This window comes from Halpernia sp., assembly GCF_048269545.1.
Taxonomy (GTDB): Bacteria; Bacteroidota; Bacteroidia; order Flavobacteriales; family Weeksellaceae; genus Halpernia.
Genome location: NZ_JBLXIJ010000001.1, coordinates 48,927 through 69,816, shown reverse-complemented (window position 1 = coordinate 69,816; position 20,890 = coordinate 48,927). Strand labels below are relative to the sequence as shown.

At 30.7% G+C, this 20,890-nt stretch carries 15 protein-coding genes; 11 read left to right on the top strand and 4 right to left on the bottom strand.

What is annotated here, in order from left to right; translation table 11 throughout:
- The first annotated feature begins 4 nt into the window (after positions 1 to 4).
- Genes ACN0WB_RS00280 through ACN0WB_RS00265 form a run of 4 tightly spaced genes read left to right on the top strand, consistent with a single transcriptional unit; the run spans position 5 to position 2,845 of the window.
- Positions 5 to 742: a hypothetical protein gene (locus ACN0WB_RS00280; protein WP_417427681.1), complete on the top strand. Its 738-nt coding sequence runs from the start codon at positions 5 to 7 to the stop codon at positions 740 to 742.
- A gap of 34 nt (positions 743 to 776) precedes the next feature.
- Positions 777 to 1,517: a beta-carotene 15,15'-monooxygenase gene (locus ACN0WB_RS00275; protein ID WP_417427679.1), complete on the top strand. Its 741-nt coding sequence runs from the start codon at positions 777 to 779 to the stop codon at positions 1,515 to 1,517.
- Positions 1,518 to 1,545: 28 nt separating this feature from the next.
- Entirely contained in the window at positions 1,546 to 2,625 is a 1,080-nt protein-coding gene (locus tag ACN0WB_RS00270; RefSeq protein ID WP_417427677.1) for an AI-2E family transporter, read from the top strand.
- Between the two features lie 10 nt (positions 2,626 to 2,635).
- A complete protein-coding gene (locus tag ACN0WB_RS00265) occupies positions 2,636 to 2,845 on the top strand; it encodes a DUF3820 family protein (RefSeq protein ID WP_417427675.1) in 210 nt (69 codons plus the stop codon).
- 257 nt (positions 2,846 to 3,102) lie between these two features.
- On the opposite strand, the gene ACN0WB_RS00260 is transcribed toward ACN0WB_RS00265, so the two are convergent.
- From ACN0WB_RS00260 to ACN0WB_RS00245, 4 genes are read right to left on the bottom strand one after another with little or no spacing between them, the layout of a single operon-like run.
- Complete coding sequence (locus tag ACN0WB_RS00260) at positions 3,103 to 4,176, bottom strand: DUF3810 domain-containing protein (protein WP_417427673.1); 1,074 nt, start codon at positions 4,174 to 4,176, stop codon at positions 3,103 to 3,105.
- Positions 4,157 to 5,911, bottom strand: a complete 1,755-nt coding sequence (locus ACN0WB_RS00255) for an MFS transporter (RefSeq protein ID WP_417427671.1) — start codon at positions 5,909 to 5,911, stop codon at positions 4,157 to 4,159. The genes ACN0WB_RS00260 and ACN0WB_RS00255 overlap by 20 nt, the downstream gene beginning before the upstream one ends.
- 30 nt (positions 5,912 to 5,941) lie before the next feature.
- Complete coding sequence (locus ACN0WB_RS00250) at positions 5,942 to 6,679, bottom strand: lysophospholipid acyltransferase family protein (protein WP_417427669.1); 738 nt, start codon at positions 6,677 to 6,679, stop codon at positions 5,942 to 5,944.
- 12 nt (positions 6,680 to 6,691) lie between these two features.
- Positions 6,692 to 7,150 (bottom strand): GtrA family protein, encoded by a 459-nt coding sequence (locus tag ACN0WB_RS00245; RefSeq protein ID WP_417427667.1) that lies wholly within the window; start codon positions 7,148 to 7,150, stop codon positions 6,692 to 6,694.
- A gap of 191 nt (positions 7,151 to 7,341) precedes the next feature.
- On the opposite strand from ACN0WB_RS00245, the gene ACN0WB_RS00240 reads away from it, so the two are divergent.
- The 7 genes from ACN0WB_RS00240 (at position 7,342) to cysS (ending at position 20,838) form a co-directional block, all read left to right on the top strand.
- Entirely contained in the window at positions 7,342 to 7,605 is a 264-nt protein-coding gene (locus ACN0WB_RS00240) for a hypothetical protein (RefSeq protein WP_417427665.1), read from the top strand.
- Positions 7,606 to 7,661: 56 nt separating this feature from the next.
- Positions 7,662 to 8,528, top strand: coding sequence for an ATPase (locus ACN0WB_RS00235; RefSeq protein ID WP_417427663.1), 867 nt, complete (start codon positions 7,662 to 7,664; stop codon positions 8,526 to 8,528).
- A 9-nt stretch (positions 8,529 to 8,537) separates the two neighbouring features.
- Positions 8,538 to 10,835 (top strand): NADP-dependent malic enzyme, encoded by a 2,298-nt coding sequence (locus ACN0WB_RS00230; RefSeq protein WP_417427661.1) that lies wholly within the window; start codon positions 8,538 to 8,540, stop codon positions 10,833 to 10,835.
- On the top strand, positions 10,832 to 11,416 hold the full coding sequence (gene ruvA / locus ACN0WB_RS00225) for a Holliday junction branch migration protein RuvA (RefSeq protein WP_417427659.1): 585 nt from the start codon (positions 10,832 to 10,834) through the stop codon (positions 11,414 to 11,416). Before ACN0WB_RS00230 ends, ruvA begins: the two co-directional genes overlap by 4 nt.
- Before the next feature lie 3 nt (positions 11,417 to 11,419).
- The gene (sprA, locus tag ACN0WB_RS00220) at positions 11,420 to 18,490 is read left to right on the top strand and encodes a cell surface protein SprA (RefSeq protein ID WP_417427657.1); all 7,071 of its coding nucleotides are present in this window, start codon (positions 11,420 to 11,422) and stop codon (positions 18,488 to 18,490) included.
- 145 nt (positions 18,491 to 18,635) lie between these two features.
- Positions 18,636 to 19,301, top strand: coding sequence for a GTP cyclohydrolase I FolE (gene folE, locus ACN0WB_RS00215; protein ID WP_417427655.1), 666 nt, complete (start codon positions 18,636 to 18,638; stop codon positions 19,299 to 19,301).
- A 73-nt stretch (positions 19,302 to 19,374) separates the two neighbouring features.
- Positions 19,375 to 20,838, top strand: coding sequence for a cysteine--tRNA ligase (gene cysS / locus ACN0WB_RS00210; RefSeq protein ID WP_417427653.1), 1,464 nt, complete (start codon positions 19,375 to 19,377; stop codon positions 20,836 to 20,838).
- Positions 20,839 to 20,890: the final 52 nt, after the last annotated feature.

The following is a 20,890-nucleotide window of genomic DNA, read 5'->3' as shown; positions in this document are numbered from 1 at the left end:
TTTTATGGAAAATAGACCGACAAGGAAAAGTAGTATTGAGGAAATTTTAAGAAAATCAATTAATTATTGGGCGCTGACTTTAAATATTCAAATTATTTTTAGTGTTCTTTATTTTTCTATTATTTTTCTTGTGGCTTATTACTTTTTCAAATATTATGGTTTGCAACCGGAATTTCTACGCTTAATAAAATTGTCTGAAACTAATATTCCTGCAGCTCAAGAAGGTATTATAAAATGGGCGGAAAATCCGAATTTTGCAACTTTTGTAATCGTTTTTGTCATTATAAAAGCAGTTATGTTTCCTTTAAATATTGGAATTTTCCATATTTACAGAAAGATAGACGAGAAAATTCCGTTCAATATTTCTGATTTATATGAAGGTTACAGAGGTTTTAATTTTTTTAAATTTCTGGGATTTGCTATTTTCTGGGGATTTATAAATTTATATGCAGGCGCTTTTAAACCTTTGGTTTTAGTTTGGATTTTAATAACAATTTTCTCTGCGCCATTAATGTTTTTTAAAAACGTAACTATTTTTGAAACTATCCGTTTGACCATAAAAGCTCTAAAATTAGATTTTCCAACCATTTTTATTTGTTGTTTTTTGGCTTTCTTATTTAGTTATTTTGGTATTATTTTCTTTTTTGTTGGCATTTTAATCACTTTTCCCTTTTGGAATGCAGTAATTTATACGATGTATTGCAAATATTTTAGAGAAAGTGAAAAGGAAGTTTCTGCATAATTTTTTTTTAGTTACTTTTATAAAAAAAAATACTATGGAAAATTTTACAGAATTTGATAATTTAACAACTACACCACAAAAAGACAGTAGTTCTATTATTTCGCACGCTTTTGGCATTTATAAGAAAACATTTCTTTATGCTATTTTAGCCATTGTTCTTACGATTATTGGCTCTTATATTTTCTCTTTTTTTGCTGAATTAATAACTGGTTTTGATGCTGAAAGTATGCAAGAATTTGCTAAATCTGGATCTACAGATTATAAAAGAATTTTTATGATGCCCGGTTACGGAAGCTTTTTAGGATTAAATGGTTTGTTCGGATTACTTTTATATCCTATTTATGCGGGATTTTTATACATTTTAAATAAAGCTAATTTCAATGAACAAATTTTAGTTTCCGATTTATTTATTGGATACAAGCAAAATACATTGCAAATTATATTATACGGTATAATTTCTAATATCATTCTTACAATAGCTTTTTCATTATGTTTCTTACCAGGTCTTTTTTTAGCACCTCTTTTCATTTTTGCTTTTCCTATTTTGTTCTTTGAGAATACAAATGCAATAGATGCAATAAAAAAATCTTTTAAAATTGCACAAGATAATTATTGGACAATTTGGGTGATTGCAGTTTTAGCATTTCTTATATCAATCTCTGGTTTAATTTTATGTTTTGTGGGCATTATATTAACTGCTCCATTTCTTTATGCTGCAATTTATTCTGCTTATTGTGCGTATAACGGTGCTCCAAAACCAATTATAAAGGAGTAATTTTCTAAAAATTAAAATAAAATTTAAAATGCATCATAACTTACCGATTAGTGAAGAAAAAATAAAACAAGTATTTTTATTGATACTCATTGTTGCCTTTATTTTGTTGATTGGTTTTAATTTGGCGCTTTTTATTCCGTCCGTTTTAGGTGCAATTACTTTGTATATTATTACGAGAAAATACAATCTGTATTTACAAGAAACCAAAAAATGGAAACCATGGTTGGCTTCGGGTTTTATAATTTTAGTAACGCTAATTATTCTTGTTTTGCCCATTTATTTTATGGGAGATTTATTAATTGATCGACTTGGGAATGCCAAAGAATACATGGGAAAATTTAATGTGTTTATAGATAAAATTCATGATTTCGTTTACCAAAAAACCAGTATAGATTTGCTCAACAAAGAAAATATGACCAAGTTGAAAGATACGGTTGGTAAATTTTCTTCCTCCGCATTAAGCACAACATTTAATACAATTACTGTAGTTTCTTCTACTTATTTTATTTTATATTTTATGCTGGAGAAACCACGTCTTTTCGAACGATTATTAAAAAGTTCAGCTCCTTTAAAAAAAGCAAATGTTGAATTAATCGGTGAAAAAATTAGAGCAATGGTGACTGCAAATGCCATAGGAATTCCAGTAGTTGCAGTTGGACAAGGAATTGTGGCTTTAATTGGATATTATATTTTTGGCGCTCCGAGTCCGTTGGTTTTGTTTGCTTTAACTTGCGTTACCGCGATGATTCCAATTGTAGGAAGTGCCATAATTTTCGTTCCAGTTTGTATCTTTATGATTGCAGAAAATAATTTAGGGAGCGGTTTGGGATTATTTGGTTATTGCGTTATTCTTGTTGGTTTAACGGATAATTTGATGCGTTTTACTTTACTTAAAAAACTTGAAGATATTCATCCATTAAATACAGTTTTTGGAATTATTATGGGAATTAATCTTTTTGGTTTTATGGGATTAATTTTTGGACCCATTTTAATTTCAATTACAGTTTTATTAATTCAAGTTTACAGAGATGAATTTAATGGTGAAGATCACGAAATTATTTTGCCAGAACCAAAAGAAATAGAAGAAAAGATAGATCTTTCTGTCTAAAAAATTAAAAATGAATCCAGAAATATTAAGAGAAATCTGTATTCAAAAAATGCCTTTTGGAAAATACAAAGGTTACATTTTAGCCGATCTTCCTATGTTTTATTTAGAATGGTTTCAGCGAAAAGGAATGCCTCCTGGGAAATTGGGAATGCAACTTTCTACTGTTTACGAAATAAAACTAAATGGATTAGAAGATCTTCTAAAACCTTTGCGTAAATAATCAAGAGGGTATTGATTTTAAGTTTTTTACCTATTATAAATCATTGTTTATAGAAAATTTTTCCAGAGAGTTTATTTATGAAAGCGTGTTTTTTTTCTAGAATTAATATTAAATATTTCCTAAAAAATATTTGCAAATATTTAAAATAAACGTATTTTTGCAATGCTTTAATGAGACAATATTGTTGCTCTTATTAAAGCATAAATTTTTTTTCATCATTTGTGTTTTGAATCGCACCGCAAGGTGCGATTCTTTTTTTATTTTTCTTTGCGCTCATATTTAATCAGCATTTCCGTAAAATAAGAATAAGTAATACTTCCATCTTGTTGGTTGGATTTTAAGAATAAATTATTTGTTATTGCAAAAATAGTATCCAAAAAACTTTCGTGTTTTTTTCTAAAAATTTGATCGTACTTGCGATCTTGTCTCATTCCCGCGGAATAATGTGTCAAAATTCTATTAACAAAAACCGGATCAGTTTCATTTATGTAGGACAGAAGACTTTTTAGTGCAAACAAATCTGTAGAATATTTTAAAGATTTATTTTCAGAATTTTTACCAATTAAAAAGCCTATAAAGTTGGCTTCATTTTCCCGAGCAAATCCCAATTGATGAGCGCTTTCGTGAGCTAAAGTAAATGGTAAAAACGTAGCAGGTAATTCAGAATTATATTGCGCTTCTGCGGTAAAAGGATTGTAATATCCCAAAATTCCGGTGTAACTCATTACGCTTCTAAATAAACTAGGTTTAAAATCATTAATTAAAGTTGATTTTTTCTGAACAAAAAGTGTAGGTAAAGAATTTTGATTTTTTAAAACAGCCATTTTTACCTCATCTAAATTTGCAATTGCAAAAACACCATATTTATTTGCTTCTACATTTTCTCGATCTTCAATGCATAATTTTAAATATTTAAAACTGAGACTTTTTGCTTCATTTAAAGTGATTTCTTCTTTCGGTAGTTGCTTTAAAATTGGCGATTGAAAGTAGAGCAATCCCCAAAATAATTGATAAATAAAGTAAAAAATATTAAAAAATATTAAAATAGAAATCGCGCTTTTTTGTCGTTTCTTTTTTTTAAACAAATTAAAAATGAAAATAATTAAAAATAGAACAATCACAACATACAAAACATCGCCTACAGAAAAATAAATTTTACTGAAAATAAATTGATGAAATTGTTTTTTATCCTCAAATAATCTATTACAAAAAGAAATGACTACTTCACTTTTAGACAGACAGTAGAATAAAAAAAATTGGACAAGTAAAACACTTGCCCAAAATCTTTTTTGTTTAATATTTAGATGTTTATTAATGAGCACTGCTTTCATTTTCTACTAAAACTACACCTTGTTTTTTCAAAATTTTCGGGGTTATAAAACCATAAAATGCAAGATACATAAAACAAATTATTGGAATTATATAGCTAAAATGTGTATAAGTAATTCCCATAATTCCTTTTGGATTGGTTAAATCAAAATCACAAATATAACCTTGAATTAAAGGGATTATTCCACCGCCTAAAATCATCATAATTAAAAAGGATGAAGCTTTGCCCGTATTTTTTCCTAAACCTGCAATTGCCAAGTCGAAAATTGAAGGCCACATAATTGAACAAAATAATCCACCCGAAATGAAGAAATATTTTGCGATTTCTTTGTCTGGCCAAACCAGTCCTAAAACCATCATCACAATACCTGCAAAACCAAAGAGCATCAAGGTTTTTCCGGCATTTTTACCGCCCCAAAAACTCATTAAAATAAATATAATAATCCAAATCGGATAAATATAAAATGCTGAAACATCTTTTCCACTTAGATAATTTGCGCCTAAAATAATTCCGAAAGCAATGAATGGAACAATAAATTTTAAAAGCATATTGTTAGTTTTTGAAGTGTTGAAAACATTGATTCCGCCATTCCATCTTCCAATCATCAAACTTCCCCAATAAAGTGAAATAAATGGTGCAATATTATTTTCTAAAATATTTCCAAATTCGTGCGTATGAAGCAATGCGGGTAAATTACTCACAATAGAAACTTCTACACCTACATAAATAAAAATTGCGAGCATTCCCAAAGCCAATTGCGGATATTTTAGAATACTAAATTTCTCCGCACCTTCTTCAATTTTTTCTTCTTCCTCTTTCGCAGGATCGTCAATTTTTGCAAAAAGCATAAAAACTGCAACTAAAAGAAAAGCAATTCCTAAAATAATAAAAGGCTTTTTTACCAAAGATAAATGCGTTTTTACAAATTCTTTTGGGTAAATAATAGACGTTGCAGATTTTTTTACGACATCAAATTTATCTATGTAAGGAACTAGTTCTGCATCATTTTTATTTTGTAATTCTGTAACCGCTTGATTTATTTCTGCAAGATTTGCATCAATATCTGCTTCTGATTTACTTAGAATTGTATTTTCGGAAGTTGAAAGAATTGCTAATTCCTGTTTATTTTGAATTAGTTCTTTTTGTAAATCCTTAAAATTATTTTGAACAATTTCTGTTTTAGTTAAATTTTTATCTCGTGGTGCAGAATCTGAACGATTTCCCATACCGAAAAGTGCAATTCCCACGATGATTGGTCCAATCGTAGTTCCTAAAGAATTCACGCCGCCCGCTAAAGTTAAACGATGCGCTCCTGTACTTGCACTTCCCATTTTTATAGCAAGAGGATTCGCTACAATCTGTTGTACAGAAAATCCTAAACCTACGATAAACAAGGCTGTAAGAAAGAATGCGAAACTTGCCATTGTGGCTGCAGGAACAAATAAAAATGCACCAATTGCTGAAATTACAAGTCCAAAAGACAAAGTTTTTTTATAACCAAATCTTTGTAAAACGTCACTTTTTAAAGAAACTAAAAAGAAAATAACAGAACCAACAAAATAGGCTGCATAAAACGCCCATGCTACAAGTTGAGATTGCACTTGCGATAGCACAAAATATTTTTTAAAAACAGGGATTAAAATATCATTACTCGCTGCCACAAAACCCCAGAAAAAAAAGACAATAATCAAAGAAATAAACTGTGACCATTTAGTTTGAACATGATTGGATTGCATATGTTATCGTTTTATTTAAAACAAATATAATTAAATATTTGGCTTAAAATTCTTTTCTAAAGTTTTTTTAATTTCTTCTTGTGCGGTCTCTTTTAAAACGAAAACTTTTTCATTAGGTTCCAAAACATCGTTAAAATATACTTTTACTTTTCCCGGATGCCCTATTTTATTATTAAAAGGAAACATTTCTTTTAAACCCACAAAAGTAAAAACCGCAATTGGAAACTGGTGTTTTGAAGCCAAAGTAAAAGCACCATCTTTAAAATCTCCTAATAAAATTGAGGTGTCATCTGGAACGCCACCTTCTGGAAAAAGCACAATACTTTGTCCTTCTCGCATTCTTTCGGCGCATCTTCTATAAACCTCACTTCTGCTTTTTACGCTGCTTCTATCAACCATTACACAGATTCGTTTATAAATTTGCCCGAAAATGGGAATTTTCACCAATTCTTTTTTACCAACGAAAACTAAAGGATGATTTGGCATCAAAATGCAAGGAAGCATTACATCCATTATTGAAGTGTGATTGGAAATAAAAATATATTGCAGATTTTTATCTATTTCTTTCTGAGTTTCTTTTATTAATTCATAGCGAAAACCCATTCCGTAAAACAGCGTGAAACACCACAATCTTATAAAAATATAACAGTATTTGTAATGTTTTGGATTAAAAGTTAAAAGGAAAACGAAAAACCCAAAAAAGAAAGTGGCAATTGCAGCTAAAATTAAAAACCAAAGCCGCCACAAATAATTAAAGAATATGGTCATTGAATTATAAAATTAGCCATTAAAAATAATTTTTTTCTTTACTGAATAATTTAAAATAGAAACCACAATAATAGCGAAAATTTTACTCAACACTTCTGGGCTAAAAACAAAAAGAGAAATAGAAACATTCTCTAAAAACACATAATGAAAGAACAATTGAAAAAGGCTTAAACTCAACATTGTAGAAATAGAAGAAACTATCATAAAATAAAGAAATTCTTTTTTCTTGGAATGTTTTCCCTGCTCAAAAACAAAACAAATACTTAAAACATAATTAAAAAGTATTGCGCATAAAGTTGATAAAACATTACTTAAAGGATATTTTATCCCATAAAAGTTAAGTTCCGACGGAAAAATCTTTGGCAAATAAACACTTCCTAATTTAAACAAGCCAATTTCAACAACAGCGCTTAAACCGCCCGCTAAAATGAAAAGTAAAATCTGCTTTTGTTTTATTATGATTTCTTTCATATTCTGTTGCAAATTTAAAATTTAATGTTAAAGATTTATAAATTGTTGTTAATTAATTTTTTAGTAAATAATTATTTTTTACATTTATTCTTCCAAAAAGTGAAAATTGCCGAAGAAATTTTACTGTCCCTATATTTCTAGAAAGTCTCTGGTAATTTTAAATAAATAAATCATAAAAATAAAATTGCCCAATGTCAACTTTGAAAAACCTAAGAGCCTCCCAAAGATTTTCGCCGTTAAAGCAAAAAATCTCAGAACTAAAAAAAAACAATACCCGATTCAAAAAAGTTTATCGCGAATATGAAATAATGTCAGAAGAACAATGGAATTTAGAAACTTCTCCAGAAATCTCTGTTTCTGACGATTTTTTAGATGCTGTAAATGTACAAACCAGATATTTAGAAGATGAAATTGAGGTCTGGTTACATCCAGACGAAGAAAACAAAACAGTTTAAGCAATTTTAATCTAAAGATTAATTCTTATTTTAGCACTCTTAAAATTTGCTAAAATATGTTTGCAATTGTAGATGGCGGTTCTACCAAATGTGACTGGATTATTCTCGATAATACCGGAAAACTACTTTTTAAAACTGAAACAATTGGTTTTAATCCTAATATTATAGATGCGCATCTCATTCCCGCAGAAATAAATAAAAACCCTCAACTTTTTACAGAATCCACCAAAATAGAATATTTATTTTTCTATGGTTCTGGTTGTGGCGTTCCAGAAAATTGTCTTTTAGTAGAGCAAGAATTAAAAAAAGTTTTTTTTAATGCAAATATTTTTGTTAAAGAAGATATGACTGCGGCAGCTTATGCAGCTTATGATGGAAAACCAGCGGTAATTTGTATTCTTGGAACAGGTTCTAATTCTTGCTTTTTTGACGGGGAAAACATAAGGCGGGATTTGCCGTCTTTGGGATTTTTAATTGGTGATGAAGGAAGCGGAAATGCTTTGGGAAAAATACTTTTGAAAAATTATTTTATGAAAAAGTTTCCTGCAGATTTGCATGATGAATTTGCTAAAACGTACAATCTCAAAATAGAAGATGTCATTAGTAATATGTATCACAATCCTCGAGCAAATGCATATCTCGCAGATTTCAGTCGCTTTATTTTAGAAAGAAAATCACATCCATATTTACAACACTTAGTATTTGAAGAAATTAAAAACTTTTTAGATTACCAAGTTTTACCTTATGAAGAAAGTAAAAATTGTGAAATAAATTTTATTGGTTCAATCGCACATTATTATGAAGATATTTTGCGAGCAGCTGCAGCAGAAATGCATTTAACCGTTGGAAAAGTGGTGCAAAGACCAATCGAAAGTTTGGCAGAATATCATTTAAAATACATTTTGCCGAAATTAAAAAATTAGAAAAAAATTATGAGTAATAAAACAAATAGAGATCAGAAAAATTTTATAAAAGCAGCTTTAGATTATCATCAATCAGAGCCAAAGGGAAAAGTAGAAGTTATTCCTTCAAAACCGCATTCTACTCAAAGAGATTTGTCTTTAGCTTATTCTCCAGGCGTTGCAATTCCTTGTATGGAAATTTTTGATCATCCAGAAAAAGTATATGATTATACCGGAAAAGGAAATTTAGTAGCTGTTATTTCTAATGGAACTGCCGTTTTAGGTTTAGGCGACATTGGTCCGGAAGCTTCTAAACCAGTGATGGAAGGAAAAGGTTTATTATTTAAAATTTTTGCAGACATTAATGTTTTCGATATTGAAATTAATGAAAAAGATCCTGATAAATTTATTGAAATTGTAAAAGGAATTGCGCCCACTTTTGGTGGAATTAATTTAGAAGACATCAAAGCACCTGAAGCTTTTTACATAGAACAAAAATTAAAAGAGGAATTAAATATTCCTTTAATGCACGATGATCAACACGGAACTGCAATTATTTCTGCGGCAGCTTTAATTAATGCTTTACAAATTGCCAATAAAAAAATTGAAAAAATTAAAATGGTTGTTAATGGAGCAGGAGCTGCAGCAATTGCTTGTACCAATCTTTATATGGCTTTAGGATTGAAAAAAGAAAATATTTTAATGTGTGACAGCAAAGGAGTGATTAATCATAAACGTGCAAATCTCACCGCGGAAAAATTAGATTATGTTTCTAAAACGGATAAAACAACCTTAAGTGAAGCTTTAGAAAATGCTGATGTTTTTGTGGGCTTATCTAAAGGAAATGTCGTTTTACCAGAAATGTTGAAAAGTATGGCAAAAAACCCTATCGTTTTTGCTTTGGCAAATCCAGATCCAGAAATTGATTATAATTTGGCGATGGAAACACGCAAAGATGTTTTGATGGCGACTGGAAGAAGTGATTTTCCAAATCAAGTAAATAATGTTCTCGGTTTTCCTTATATTTTTCGTGGCGCATTAGACGTTCAAGCAACAGGAATTAATGAAGAAATGAAGTTAGCTGCAGTTTATGCAATCGCTGATTTGGCTAAAGAACCAGTTCCAGAAGCGGTAGTTTTAACTTATAATCTTAAAACTTTAAATTTTGGACCAGAATATTTTATTCCAAAACCATTTGATAACCGTTTAATTACAAGAGTTTCCATGGCAGTTGCAAAAGCGGCGATGGAAAGTGGAATTGCAAGAAAAAATATTGAAGATTTTGAGTTCTATGAAAATCAACTTTTAGACAGAATGGGTCGTGATGAAAAACTCATCCGAATGATGCAAAACAGAGCGCGTTCTAATCCGAAACGTGTCACACTTTCAAATGCGGAAGAATATAATGTTTTAAAAGCGGCGCAAATTCTTTACGAAGAAGGAATTGCACATCCCATTTTATTGGGAGAAAAAAAATACATTAAAGAGCAAATGAAAAAATTTGGAATTGATTTAGATGTTCCAATTGTAGATCCAGCCGATGATGACCAAGAAGAAAACCGTATAAAATACCGAGAAATGCTTTGGGATTTACGCAAACGAAAAGGTGTAAACGAATACAAAGCAAAACGTTACGTTCGCCAAAGAGATTTTTTTGGGCCTTTAATGTTAAAAAACGGTGATACAGACGCTTTAATTGTTGGTTTTTCTAAAAATTATTCTTCCGTTATAAAACCCATTTTGGAAATAATTGATAGAGAGAAAGGCGTTGAAAAAGTGGCTTCAATGATGATGATTTTATCTGAGAAAAAACCATACTTCTTTGCAGATACTTCTATTAATAAAAATCCGTCTGCGGAAGATTTGGTTTCTATTGCAAAAATGTCTGAAATGACGGTAAAATCTTTCGCTATAGAACCCAGAATTGCTATGTTGTCTTACGAGAATTTTACGGCAAAAGCGGAAGTTTCTAAAAAAGTAGCATCTGCTGTAAAAATGCTGCACGAAAAATTCCCGAAAATGATTGTGGATGGAGAAATTCAACCGGATTTTGCAATGAACAGCGATCATCTTTCAGATTATCCTTTTTCAAAATTAGGAACGACACCTGCAAATACTTTTATTTTCCCCACTCTAGAAAGTGCGAATCTTTCCTATAAAATTATCCGCGGAATGAAAGTAGCGCAAACAATTGGTCCCATTTTAATGGGTTTAAACAAACCAGTTCACGTGTTACAAATGCGTGCAAGTGTGGAAGAAATAGTAAATCTTGCGACGATTGCGGTTTTGGATGCGCAGAAGAAAGAATTATCTAAAAATAAATTATGATTTATTCTTTAAGAGGAAAAGTTTTAGAAATTCAGCCCACTTCTTGCGTTGTAGAATGCAACGGCGTTGGTTATTTGGTGGCAATTAGTTTGCAAACTTCAGATAAAATAAAATTAAATGAAAATATTTTTATTTTCATCCAGCAAATTATTCGTGAAGATGCTAATTTGCTTTTTGGTTTTAACACTCTTTTAGAAAAAGAAATGTTTAATTTGTTAATTAGTGTTAATGGAGTTGGAGCCGTTTCTACACTCATTTTACTCTCCACTTTTAGCTTAGAAGAAATCGCAAATGCCATACAATCTGGTAATAGCAGATTGATTCAAAAAGCAAAAGGAATTGGTACAAAAACAGCTGAAAGAATTATTGTAGATTTGCGAGATAAGGTGCAGAAATTCGGGCTTTCTGAAGAAAATATTTCTCAATTTGCAGATAATAAAATCAAAGAAGAATCGTTATCTGCTTTAGAGGTTTTAGGAATTCCTAAAAAGATGAGCGAGAAATTGGCAGATAAAATTTTAAAAGAAAATCCAGCGTTTACAACAGAAGAATTGGTAAAGCAGATTTTAAAAAAGATTTAACATTTGAAGAAAAAAAATATTTTTCTGTATAGATTAATCACACTACTGTTTTTATGTTTTTGTTTTACTAAAACTTGGGCGCAAAAAGTTCCTGAAGATAGTACCATTGTAAGAAAACAGTTTAGTCTTCCCAGTCCGATTCGATATGATGCTTTTTATGACATACAAAGCAACATGTATTATTTGTATCCAAAAATTGGCAATTTTGTTACAGGAAATCCAGTGGCAATGACACCCACAGAATATCAAACTTATGTAAAGAATAACCAAATCAGTTCTTACTATCGTGAAAAATCTGATAAAAACAATTTAGTTTACAGAAACGATCAGACTGATCCGGAAAAGAAAGGTTTTATTCCAAGTGTTACCATAAAAAATAAATTATTTGAAACTATTTTTGGCGGTAATAAAATTGAAATTATTCCACAAGGTTTTGCCTCATTTGATTTGGGAATTTTATACCAAAAAATTGATAATCCTTTAATTCTTCCACAAAATAGAACCAGTTTTGCAGTCAATATTCAACAAAGAATTCAGCTTGGTTTATTAGGAAAAGTGGGCGAGAATTTACAATTAAAAGCCAATTATGATACCCAAAGTGGTTTCGCTTTTGAAAATAAAATGAATCTCGTTTATCAAGCAAAAGGAACTTGGCAAGATTTGCAAAGCAAAGGTTTGAATGATAAAACAACGGGCGGTGAAGATAAAATTATAAAAAGATTAGAATTTGGAAATGTAAATATGCCACTTTCTACCAGTTTAATTAGAGGTTCTGAAAGTTTATTTGGTTTAAAAACTGAATTTCAATTGGGAAAAACTACGGGAACTTTGGTTTTATCACAACAGCAAGGAGAAGCTAGAAATATTGTCGTTCAAGGCGGTGGCGTTTTAAATACTTTTAAATTAAATGCGATTGATTATGAAGATAATCAACATTATTTTTTAGGACATTATTTTTTAAATAATTACGATAATTCCTTACTCAATTATCCACAAATAAATTCTAGAATCAATATTACAAGAATTGAAGCTTGGGTTTTAGATCAAGGTTCGGGAAATCTTCAGGAGCAAAAAGGTTTAATTGGAATTCGAGATTTAGGTGATGGCATTTCAGGTTATCCAGATAATTCTCAAAATAATTTATACCAAAGTTTACAAAATTTAGGTCCCACTTTGCGCGATGTAAATACAGCTTATAATGCAATCAATGGACAAAATTTACCAAATGCAAGCGGCGGTTCTGAAATTTACAAAGACGGAGAAAATTTCATTTTTAATAGAAAATCTCGGCGTTTAAGTAATAGTGAATTTACTTTTAATCCGCAATTGGGTTATATTAATTTAAACCAAAGACTCAATGACAATCAACTTTTAGCGGTTGCTTATTCTTATACGTTGAATGGTGACAATAAAGTTTATAAAGTTGGAGAATTTTCTGAAGAAAGTCCTGTAATTATTACCAAAGTTTTAAAACCAAATAACATTGTAAAAACCACTTCTCCGATGTGGGATTTAATGATGAAAAATATTTATCCATTAAATGCGAATCAAGTAAATTCCGATGGGTTTTTATTAAATGTTTTTTACCGCGATCCGCAAACAGGAGGGAAAGTAAATTATTTACCAAATACTCCAATTCAAGATAAAACTTTATTAAAATTATTTAATTGGGACCGTCTTAATTTAAATAATGATTTGCAAAGCAACGGTTCAGAAACGGGCGACGGAATTTTTGATTTTGTTCCGGGAATTACAATTGATGCAGAAAATGGAAAATTAATTTTTACTAAAGCAAAACCTTTCGGTCAATATTTGCAAAGCGTTTTAGGTACAAATGATCCGAATTATGTTTTTAATGATCTATATAATCAGCAAAAGCAAGTCGCTTCTGAAAGTAATCTCGCTTTAAGATATACTTTAGAAGGAAGATACAAAGGCGCGCAAGGAAGTGGAATTTCTCTCGGCGCAATTAATGTTCCGCAAGGTTCAGTAAAAGTAACTGCAAATGGCGTTCAATTAACTGAAGGACAAGATTATACGGTAGATTATTTATTGGGTTCAGTTAATATAATTAATGAAACTGTTAAAAACTCTGGACAAGCAATTAATATTTCATTAGAAAATCAACTCACTTTTGACACACAAAGAAAGAGTTTTTATGGTTTAAATTTGGAAAGAAAGTTTAATGACCATTTAACAATTGGTGCAACTGTTGTCAATTATGCAGAAAGACCTTTAACACAAAAAGTAAATTTTGGCGAAGAAGCGGTTAATAATACTATGTTTGGTTTTAATTTATTGTACAATAATCAATTTCCTTTCCTTACAAGATTAACAGATAAAATTCCTTTTGTAAATACAGAAGCGCCGTCTAATTTAAATTTCATGGCTGAAGGTGCGTATTTACTTCCAGGTCAAAATAAAGGAACAGATAATCAATCTTACATTGATGATTTTGAACAAACCACTTCTAAAATTTCTTTAAAAGATCCCTCTTCTTGGAGTTTAGCTTCCAAACCAGAACAAAATCAAAACGATCCTGTTTTTGCAGGCGCGGGTTTAAATGATAATATTCAAAATGGTTTTGGAAGAGGTTTGATTTCTTGGTATAATATAGATCCAAGATTTTACGGAGTCGGTGGAAAAGCTCCGAATGGAATTAATGCACAAACCGTTTCGAACCACGCTTCAAGAAGAGTTCAATTATCAGAATTATTTGATAACCGAGATTTTGTTGCAGGAGAACAAACTTACACCAATACTTTTGATGTCACTTATTATCCTACAGAAAGAGGACCTTATAATTTTAATCCTGCATTAGAAAGCACACAACAAAGATGGGCAGGTTTAATGAGACCAATTTCAGTGTCAAATTTTGTAAATTCTAATATAGAATATGTAGAATTTTGGTTGATGGATCCTTATGCGGATGGAAAAAATCTTGGAGCCGCTCCAAAACTTTTATTACAATTAGGAAATGTTTCTGAAGATGTTTTAAAAGACGGTAAACTACAATATGAAAATGGTTTACCAACGCCAAATGTTCCAGCAAATATTACCACAACAAATTTAGGAATTCAGCCAAATCAATTTCCCATTTTATATGCGTTTTCTACTGAAGGTGAAGAAAGAACTGCGCAAGATTTAGGCTTGGATGGATTAGACGATTTATCAGAAAGTGAAAAATATAATTTCACCGCAATAAATCCAGTAACACAAACAAATGATCCAGCTTCTGATAATTTTTTATATTATTTATCTGATAAATTTCAAGGTGTTTTAGCTGCTTCTTTAACAGACAGATACCGTTATTTCCGAAATCCACAAGGAAATTCTCAAAGTAATTCTTTGGAAGTTTCTTCACAAACTCCAGACGCAGAAGATGCAAATGGAGATTATAATTTAGATCAAAACGAAAATTATAATCAATATACAATTGATTTAACTAAAACTGATTTGGTAGTTGGTCAAAATAATATTGTGGATATGCGTGAAGTTAAAACCAAATTTCAAAACGGACAAATTGGAACTAATAAATGGTTTTTATTTAGAATTCCTGTTGCACAATATGATCAAAATTTCGGAGCGCATGATAATTCTATTTTAAATAATGTGCGTTTTGCAAGAATGCTTTTAAAAGGATTTGATCAAACCTCCACTTTGCGTTTTGGTACTTTTGATTTGGTGAGAAGTGATTGGAGAAAATACACAAAAAATATTGCGAGTTCTTCTGTAACATCCATTGATGAAGGAACTGCGGCTCCAGTAACTCAAAATAATAATTTTGATGTTGGAAGTGTTAATTTAGAAGAAAATTCTGGTGGAAAGCCGCCTTACGTTTTACCTCCGGGAATTGATAGACAAGTTTTAAGTGGAAATGCAGGAGCACAAAGACAAAATGAAGCGTCTCTTTATTTAAAAGCGACTGATTTACGTGACGAAGCGAGAGGTGTTTTTAAAAACACACAATTGGATATGAGACGTTACAAAAAATTAGAAGTTTTTGTACACGCAGAAGATTTGAAAAATTTAATGTCAAGTGATTTAGATCCAAATGCTAAATTCTTTATTCGTTTTGGAAGTGATGCGACAGACAATTATTATGAATATGAAGCTTCTTTAAAATACACCGCTCAAAATGCAAAATCGCCATTAGAAATTTGGCCGGTAGAAAATAATGTGAATTTAGAAATTCAAAAATTTGTAGAAGCGAAACAAAACCGAGATGATAATGCTGCAAATTTAATTACAGATCGCTACAATGATCCAACCTTTGGTGATAGTGACAAAAAAATATATGTAAAAGGACGCCCAAGTTTAGGAAATATTACAACCATAATGATTGGTGTTCGAAATAATTATAAAAATACCCAAGCAAAATCAGCACCGCTTCCTGGTCCAAAAGATTTAATTCTTTGGGTAGATGAAATGCGACTTTCTGGGATTGATAATAAAGGAGGTTACGCAGGAAATGCGTCTTTAAATTTTAACCTTGGAGATTTTGCAATAGTAAATGCAAATGGCTCTTTTTCAACCATTGGTTTCGGAAGTATTGTAGAAAAACCTGCAGAACGCTCTCAAAATAATAATTCTTCATTTAGTATAAATACGACGGTAAATGTGGATAAATTTTTACCAGAAAAATTAGGTTTAAAAATTCCTGTTAATTATTCTTATTCGCAAACCATTCAAGACCCAAAATACAATCCATTAGATAATGATATTGAATTTGCTAATGCTAAAAATAAAGAAAAACTTAAAAAAGTAGCACGAACTTATACACAACAAAGAAGTATCGGAGTTGTAAATCTGCATAAAGAACGTGTAAATACTACGAAGAAACCTAAATTTTATGATGTAGAAAATCTTTCATTAACAACGATTTATAACGACGATTTTTATCGTGATATTTATACCACAAGAAATTACCGCCAATATTTGCGGGGTTATGTAGATTACAATTTTAGTTTCAAACCTTATGTTGTTCGTCCTTTTAATAAAATGATAAGTGACACCGCAAAATCTTACAAATATTTACGTTGGATAAAAGAAATAAACTTTAATCCAGTTCCTACAAGATTATCTTTCCGAGCGGAGATTGATAGAAATTATAACGAACTTCAGTTTAGAAATATTGATGCATTGGTTTCTGGAATTCCAGGAAACGATTTTGATATAATTAAAAATAATAATTTCTATTTTGGATGGCAATATGGAATTGGATTTAACTTTACAAAATCCTTAAAATTAGAAATAAATTCTGCAATGCGAACTTTAAATGATAATGTGAATGTTTATAATATGAACACTTCCTCTATTTTTCAAGATCCTTTACGCGCAGGAAGACCAGTTCTTTACAATCACAGAGTTCAATTAAATTATAGATTGCCTTTTGAGTTTTTGCCCTATTTAGATTTTATAAATGCAGAAGTTGGTTATGGTTTTCAGTACAATTGGAATGCAAGATCAACGGTTTTATTGAACAGTCCAGATGGAAATTTAGGAAGTATCGGGCAAAACACAAATAATATTGTTGCGACTTCTACTGTAGATATTCCGAAATTTTTTAGCAAGTTTAAATATTTCCAAAAGATGAATAAAACTCTGCAAAAACGCCGTCAGGAAATAGATTCTTTAAATAATGTTTACACTAAAGAATGGTCCCAAAAAAATAAAAAATTCCAATTTAAAAATTATAAATTCAAAAATAAACTCACGCCTTTACAAGCAATTGCATTTGCTTTAACTTCTGTAAAACAACTCGATATTTCTTATAATGAAAATAACGGAATTGTACTTCCAGGTTTACTTTCTGCGCCAAATTGGTACGGTTACGGACAAACTTTAGGCGGACCAACTGCAGGTTTCTTACTTGGTTCTCAAGCGGATATTAGAAGAATTGCAATAGAACGCGGTTGGCTTTCAAATTCTACTTATTTAAATGATCCATACACAGAACTCAACAGTAAAAATCTGACTGCGAATTTGCAAATAATGCCCGTAAATGATTTTAGAATAGATTTTAATATTTTAAAAAATTACAACAGAAACTTTACGCAAGGTGGTTTTAATGTAGATGCAAATCCTTCAACTCCATTTTTTGATTTCTCTTATGGAAATGAATTTGTTTCCTATTCTCGCACGGCGTGGACTTTCAATACCGCATTTACGGATGGTGAAACTATTTATGATAATATAATTGCAAATGCTCGACAAATTTCCCAGTCTTATGGCGGAACAGTTGATGCAAATGGTTTTACCGACGGACATAGTCTTGCAAATGCCTATGTTTTAATCCCCGCTTTTCAAAATGCGATAGAAGGAAAAACAGGTTCTTCCCATCTCGGAGACGCAAAAAAATCTGCTTTTCCTATGCCGAATTGGAGAATTACCTATTCTGGATTAAAGAATATTCCGTTTATAAACAGCCAATTTTCTAAATTTGATATTTTACATTCTTATACTTCAACTTACACAGCCACAGGAATTCAAAGCAGTATAGATTATTATAATGCACAAAATACCGGCGGAAACAACCGAGATACTTTTGGTGATATTTTTAATCCTTATTCTTTTTCACAAGTCGGCTATGTTGAAGCTTTTGCACCGCTTATTGGAGGAGATTTTACGATGAGAAATAATTTCCAATTCAGAGTAATGTATAACAGAGATCGTGCATTTTTACTTGGTTTGGTTAATCATACTTTAACAGAAGATGCAGGAAATGAATATGTTATTGGTTTTGGATATCTATTAAAAGATTTACAACTTAATTTTAATTTTAAAGGAAAAGAGAAAAAAATAAAAAGTGATTTAAATATTCGTGGAGATTTTTCTTTACGAGATAGTAAAACTAAAATTACTAATATTTTAAAAAATGATTCACAAGTTACTGGCGGACAGAGATTATTATCGGTAAGACTTTCTGCAGATTATAATATGTCTAAAAACTTTAATTTAAAATTCTTTTATGATCAATTAATGACTAAATATAAGATTTCTACAGCTTTTCCACTTTCCACAATAAGAGCAGGAATTACTGCGACTTTCACTTTTGGAGGTAATGGATTTTAAAAACATTAGATTTTAATCTCACTTGGGCGTAAATTAAAAACAAAATCAAATTTCGTGGTCTTTGCGCTCTCTATGTGAAACTAAAGCGTGAAAGTATTTTTTTTAAATTAAATAATCTTAATTTTGTATTTAAATTAAAAAATTAATGTCAAATTTCACAGATAATGACGATGATGTTTTTACCGGACAAGAACATACGCCTTTAAGAGCAGATGCTTTTGAAAAATTACCAGCGGAAAAAATAGAAATTATTGCAGATCATTTTTCAAAAATAATGGAGACTTTAGGTTTAGATATGACAGATGATTCATTAAAAGATTCCCCAAAAAGAGTCGCAAAAATGTATGTAAATGAAATTTTCGGTGGACTTCTCCCTGAAAATAAACCGACTATTTCCAGCTTTTCTAATAAATACAAATACCGCCAAATGTTGGTTGAAAAAGACATTACAGTTTATTCTTTTTGCGAACATCATTTTTTGCCAATTATTGGAAGAGCGCACGTTGCTTACATTTCAAATGGCGAAGTGATCGGACTTTCTAAAATTAATAGAATTGTAGATTATTATTCTAAAAGACCACAAGTACAAGAACGTTTGACAATGCAAATTGTGGATGCTTTAAAAGAAGCGCTCGGAACTACGGATGTTGCATGTATAATTGATGCGAAACATCTTTGCGTAAATTGTCGTGGAATAAAAGACACGGCAAGTTCTACAATTACTGCAGAATTAAGTGGTATTTTTAGAAGCAATCCAATTACCCGACAAGAATTTTTACATTACGTTGGAAGCCACGCAAAAATTGATTAATATTTACTGAAATTAAAAAGTTAAATTTTTTATTTTCCCAACAACTGACAACTGAGAACTGACAACCAAAAATATGCAACTCAAAATATACAATACACTTTCCGGTGAAAAAGAAATTTTTAAACCCATCCACGAAAATAAAGTCGGAATGTACGTTTGTGGACCTACAGTTTACAGCAATGTGCATTTGGGAAATGTGCGCACTTTCTTATCCTTTGATTTTATTTATCGCAGTTTAAAATATTTCGGATACGATGTTCGTTACGTGCGAAATATCACAGATGCAGGACATTTAACCGATGATGGAGACGTAAATAACGACCGATTTGTAAAGCAATCTCGGTTGGAAAAATTAGAACCGATGGAAATTGTACAGAAATACACTGTTGATTTTCATAAAGTTCTAGAAGAATTTAATTTACTTCCACCAACAATTGAACCAACCGCAACTGGACATATTTTAGAGCAAATTGAATTAACACAACAGCTTTTAGACACTGGTTTTGCATACGAAAGTAATGGTTCTGTTTATTTTGATGTTTTAGCTTACAATGAAAAAGGCTTAAATTACGGCGAACTTTCAAAAAGAAATATTGAAGAATTATTTTCAAATACGCGTGATTTAGACGGACAATCTGAAAAGAAAAATCCGCAAGATTTTGCACTTTGGAAAGGTGCGTCACCCGCTCATATTATGCGTTGGAATTCTCCGTGGGGCGCTGGTTTTCCCGGATGGCATTTAGAATGTACTGCAATGAGCACTAAATATTTAGGAGAAAAATTTGATATTCATGGAGGAGGAATGGATTTAAAATTTCCACACCACGAATGTGAAATTGCACAAGGAAAAGCTGTGAATGGAACTGCTCCAGTAAATTATTGGATGCATGCAAATATGCTTACAATGAACGGACAAAGAATGAGTAAATCCACAGGAAATTATATTCTACCAGCGGAACTTATTTCTGGTGAAAATGATTTTTTTGAAAAAGCATTTCATCCGTCTGTTGTTCGTTTTAATTTTCTGCAGGCGCATTACAGAAGTGTTTTAGATATTTCAAACGAAGCAATGATTGCCAGTGAAAAAGGTTTGCAAAGAATTTTGGAAGCGGTAAAAATATTAAATAATTTCTCAGAAGTTTCCACAGAATCTTCTTTTGATTTTAAAGAATGGAAAACAAAAAGTGATGAAGCTTTAGCTGATGATTTTAATTCTCCGATTTTAATTGCGCATCTTTTTGAAGCGGTAAAATTTATATTTAATTTAAAAGAAGGAAAAGAAAAACTTATTTCTGAAGATTTAGAAAATTTAAAATTGGCTTTAAATAGTTATGTTTTTGATGTTTTGGGTTTAGAAAATTTAGAACAAAACAACAATTCTAAATTAGACCAAACTTTACAAGTTTTAATAGAATTGCGTAACCAAGCCAGAAAATCTAAAAACTTTGAACTTTCTGATCAAATTAGAGATCGACTTTTAGCAGAAGGAATTGAGCTGAAAGATGGTAAAGATGGAACGAGTTATCATTTAAATTAATTAATAAAAAATAATTCTTAAAACTCCGAAAAATTCTTTCGGAGTTTTTTAT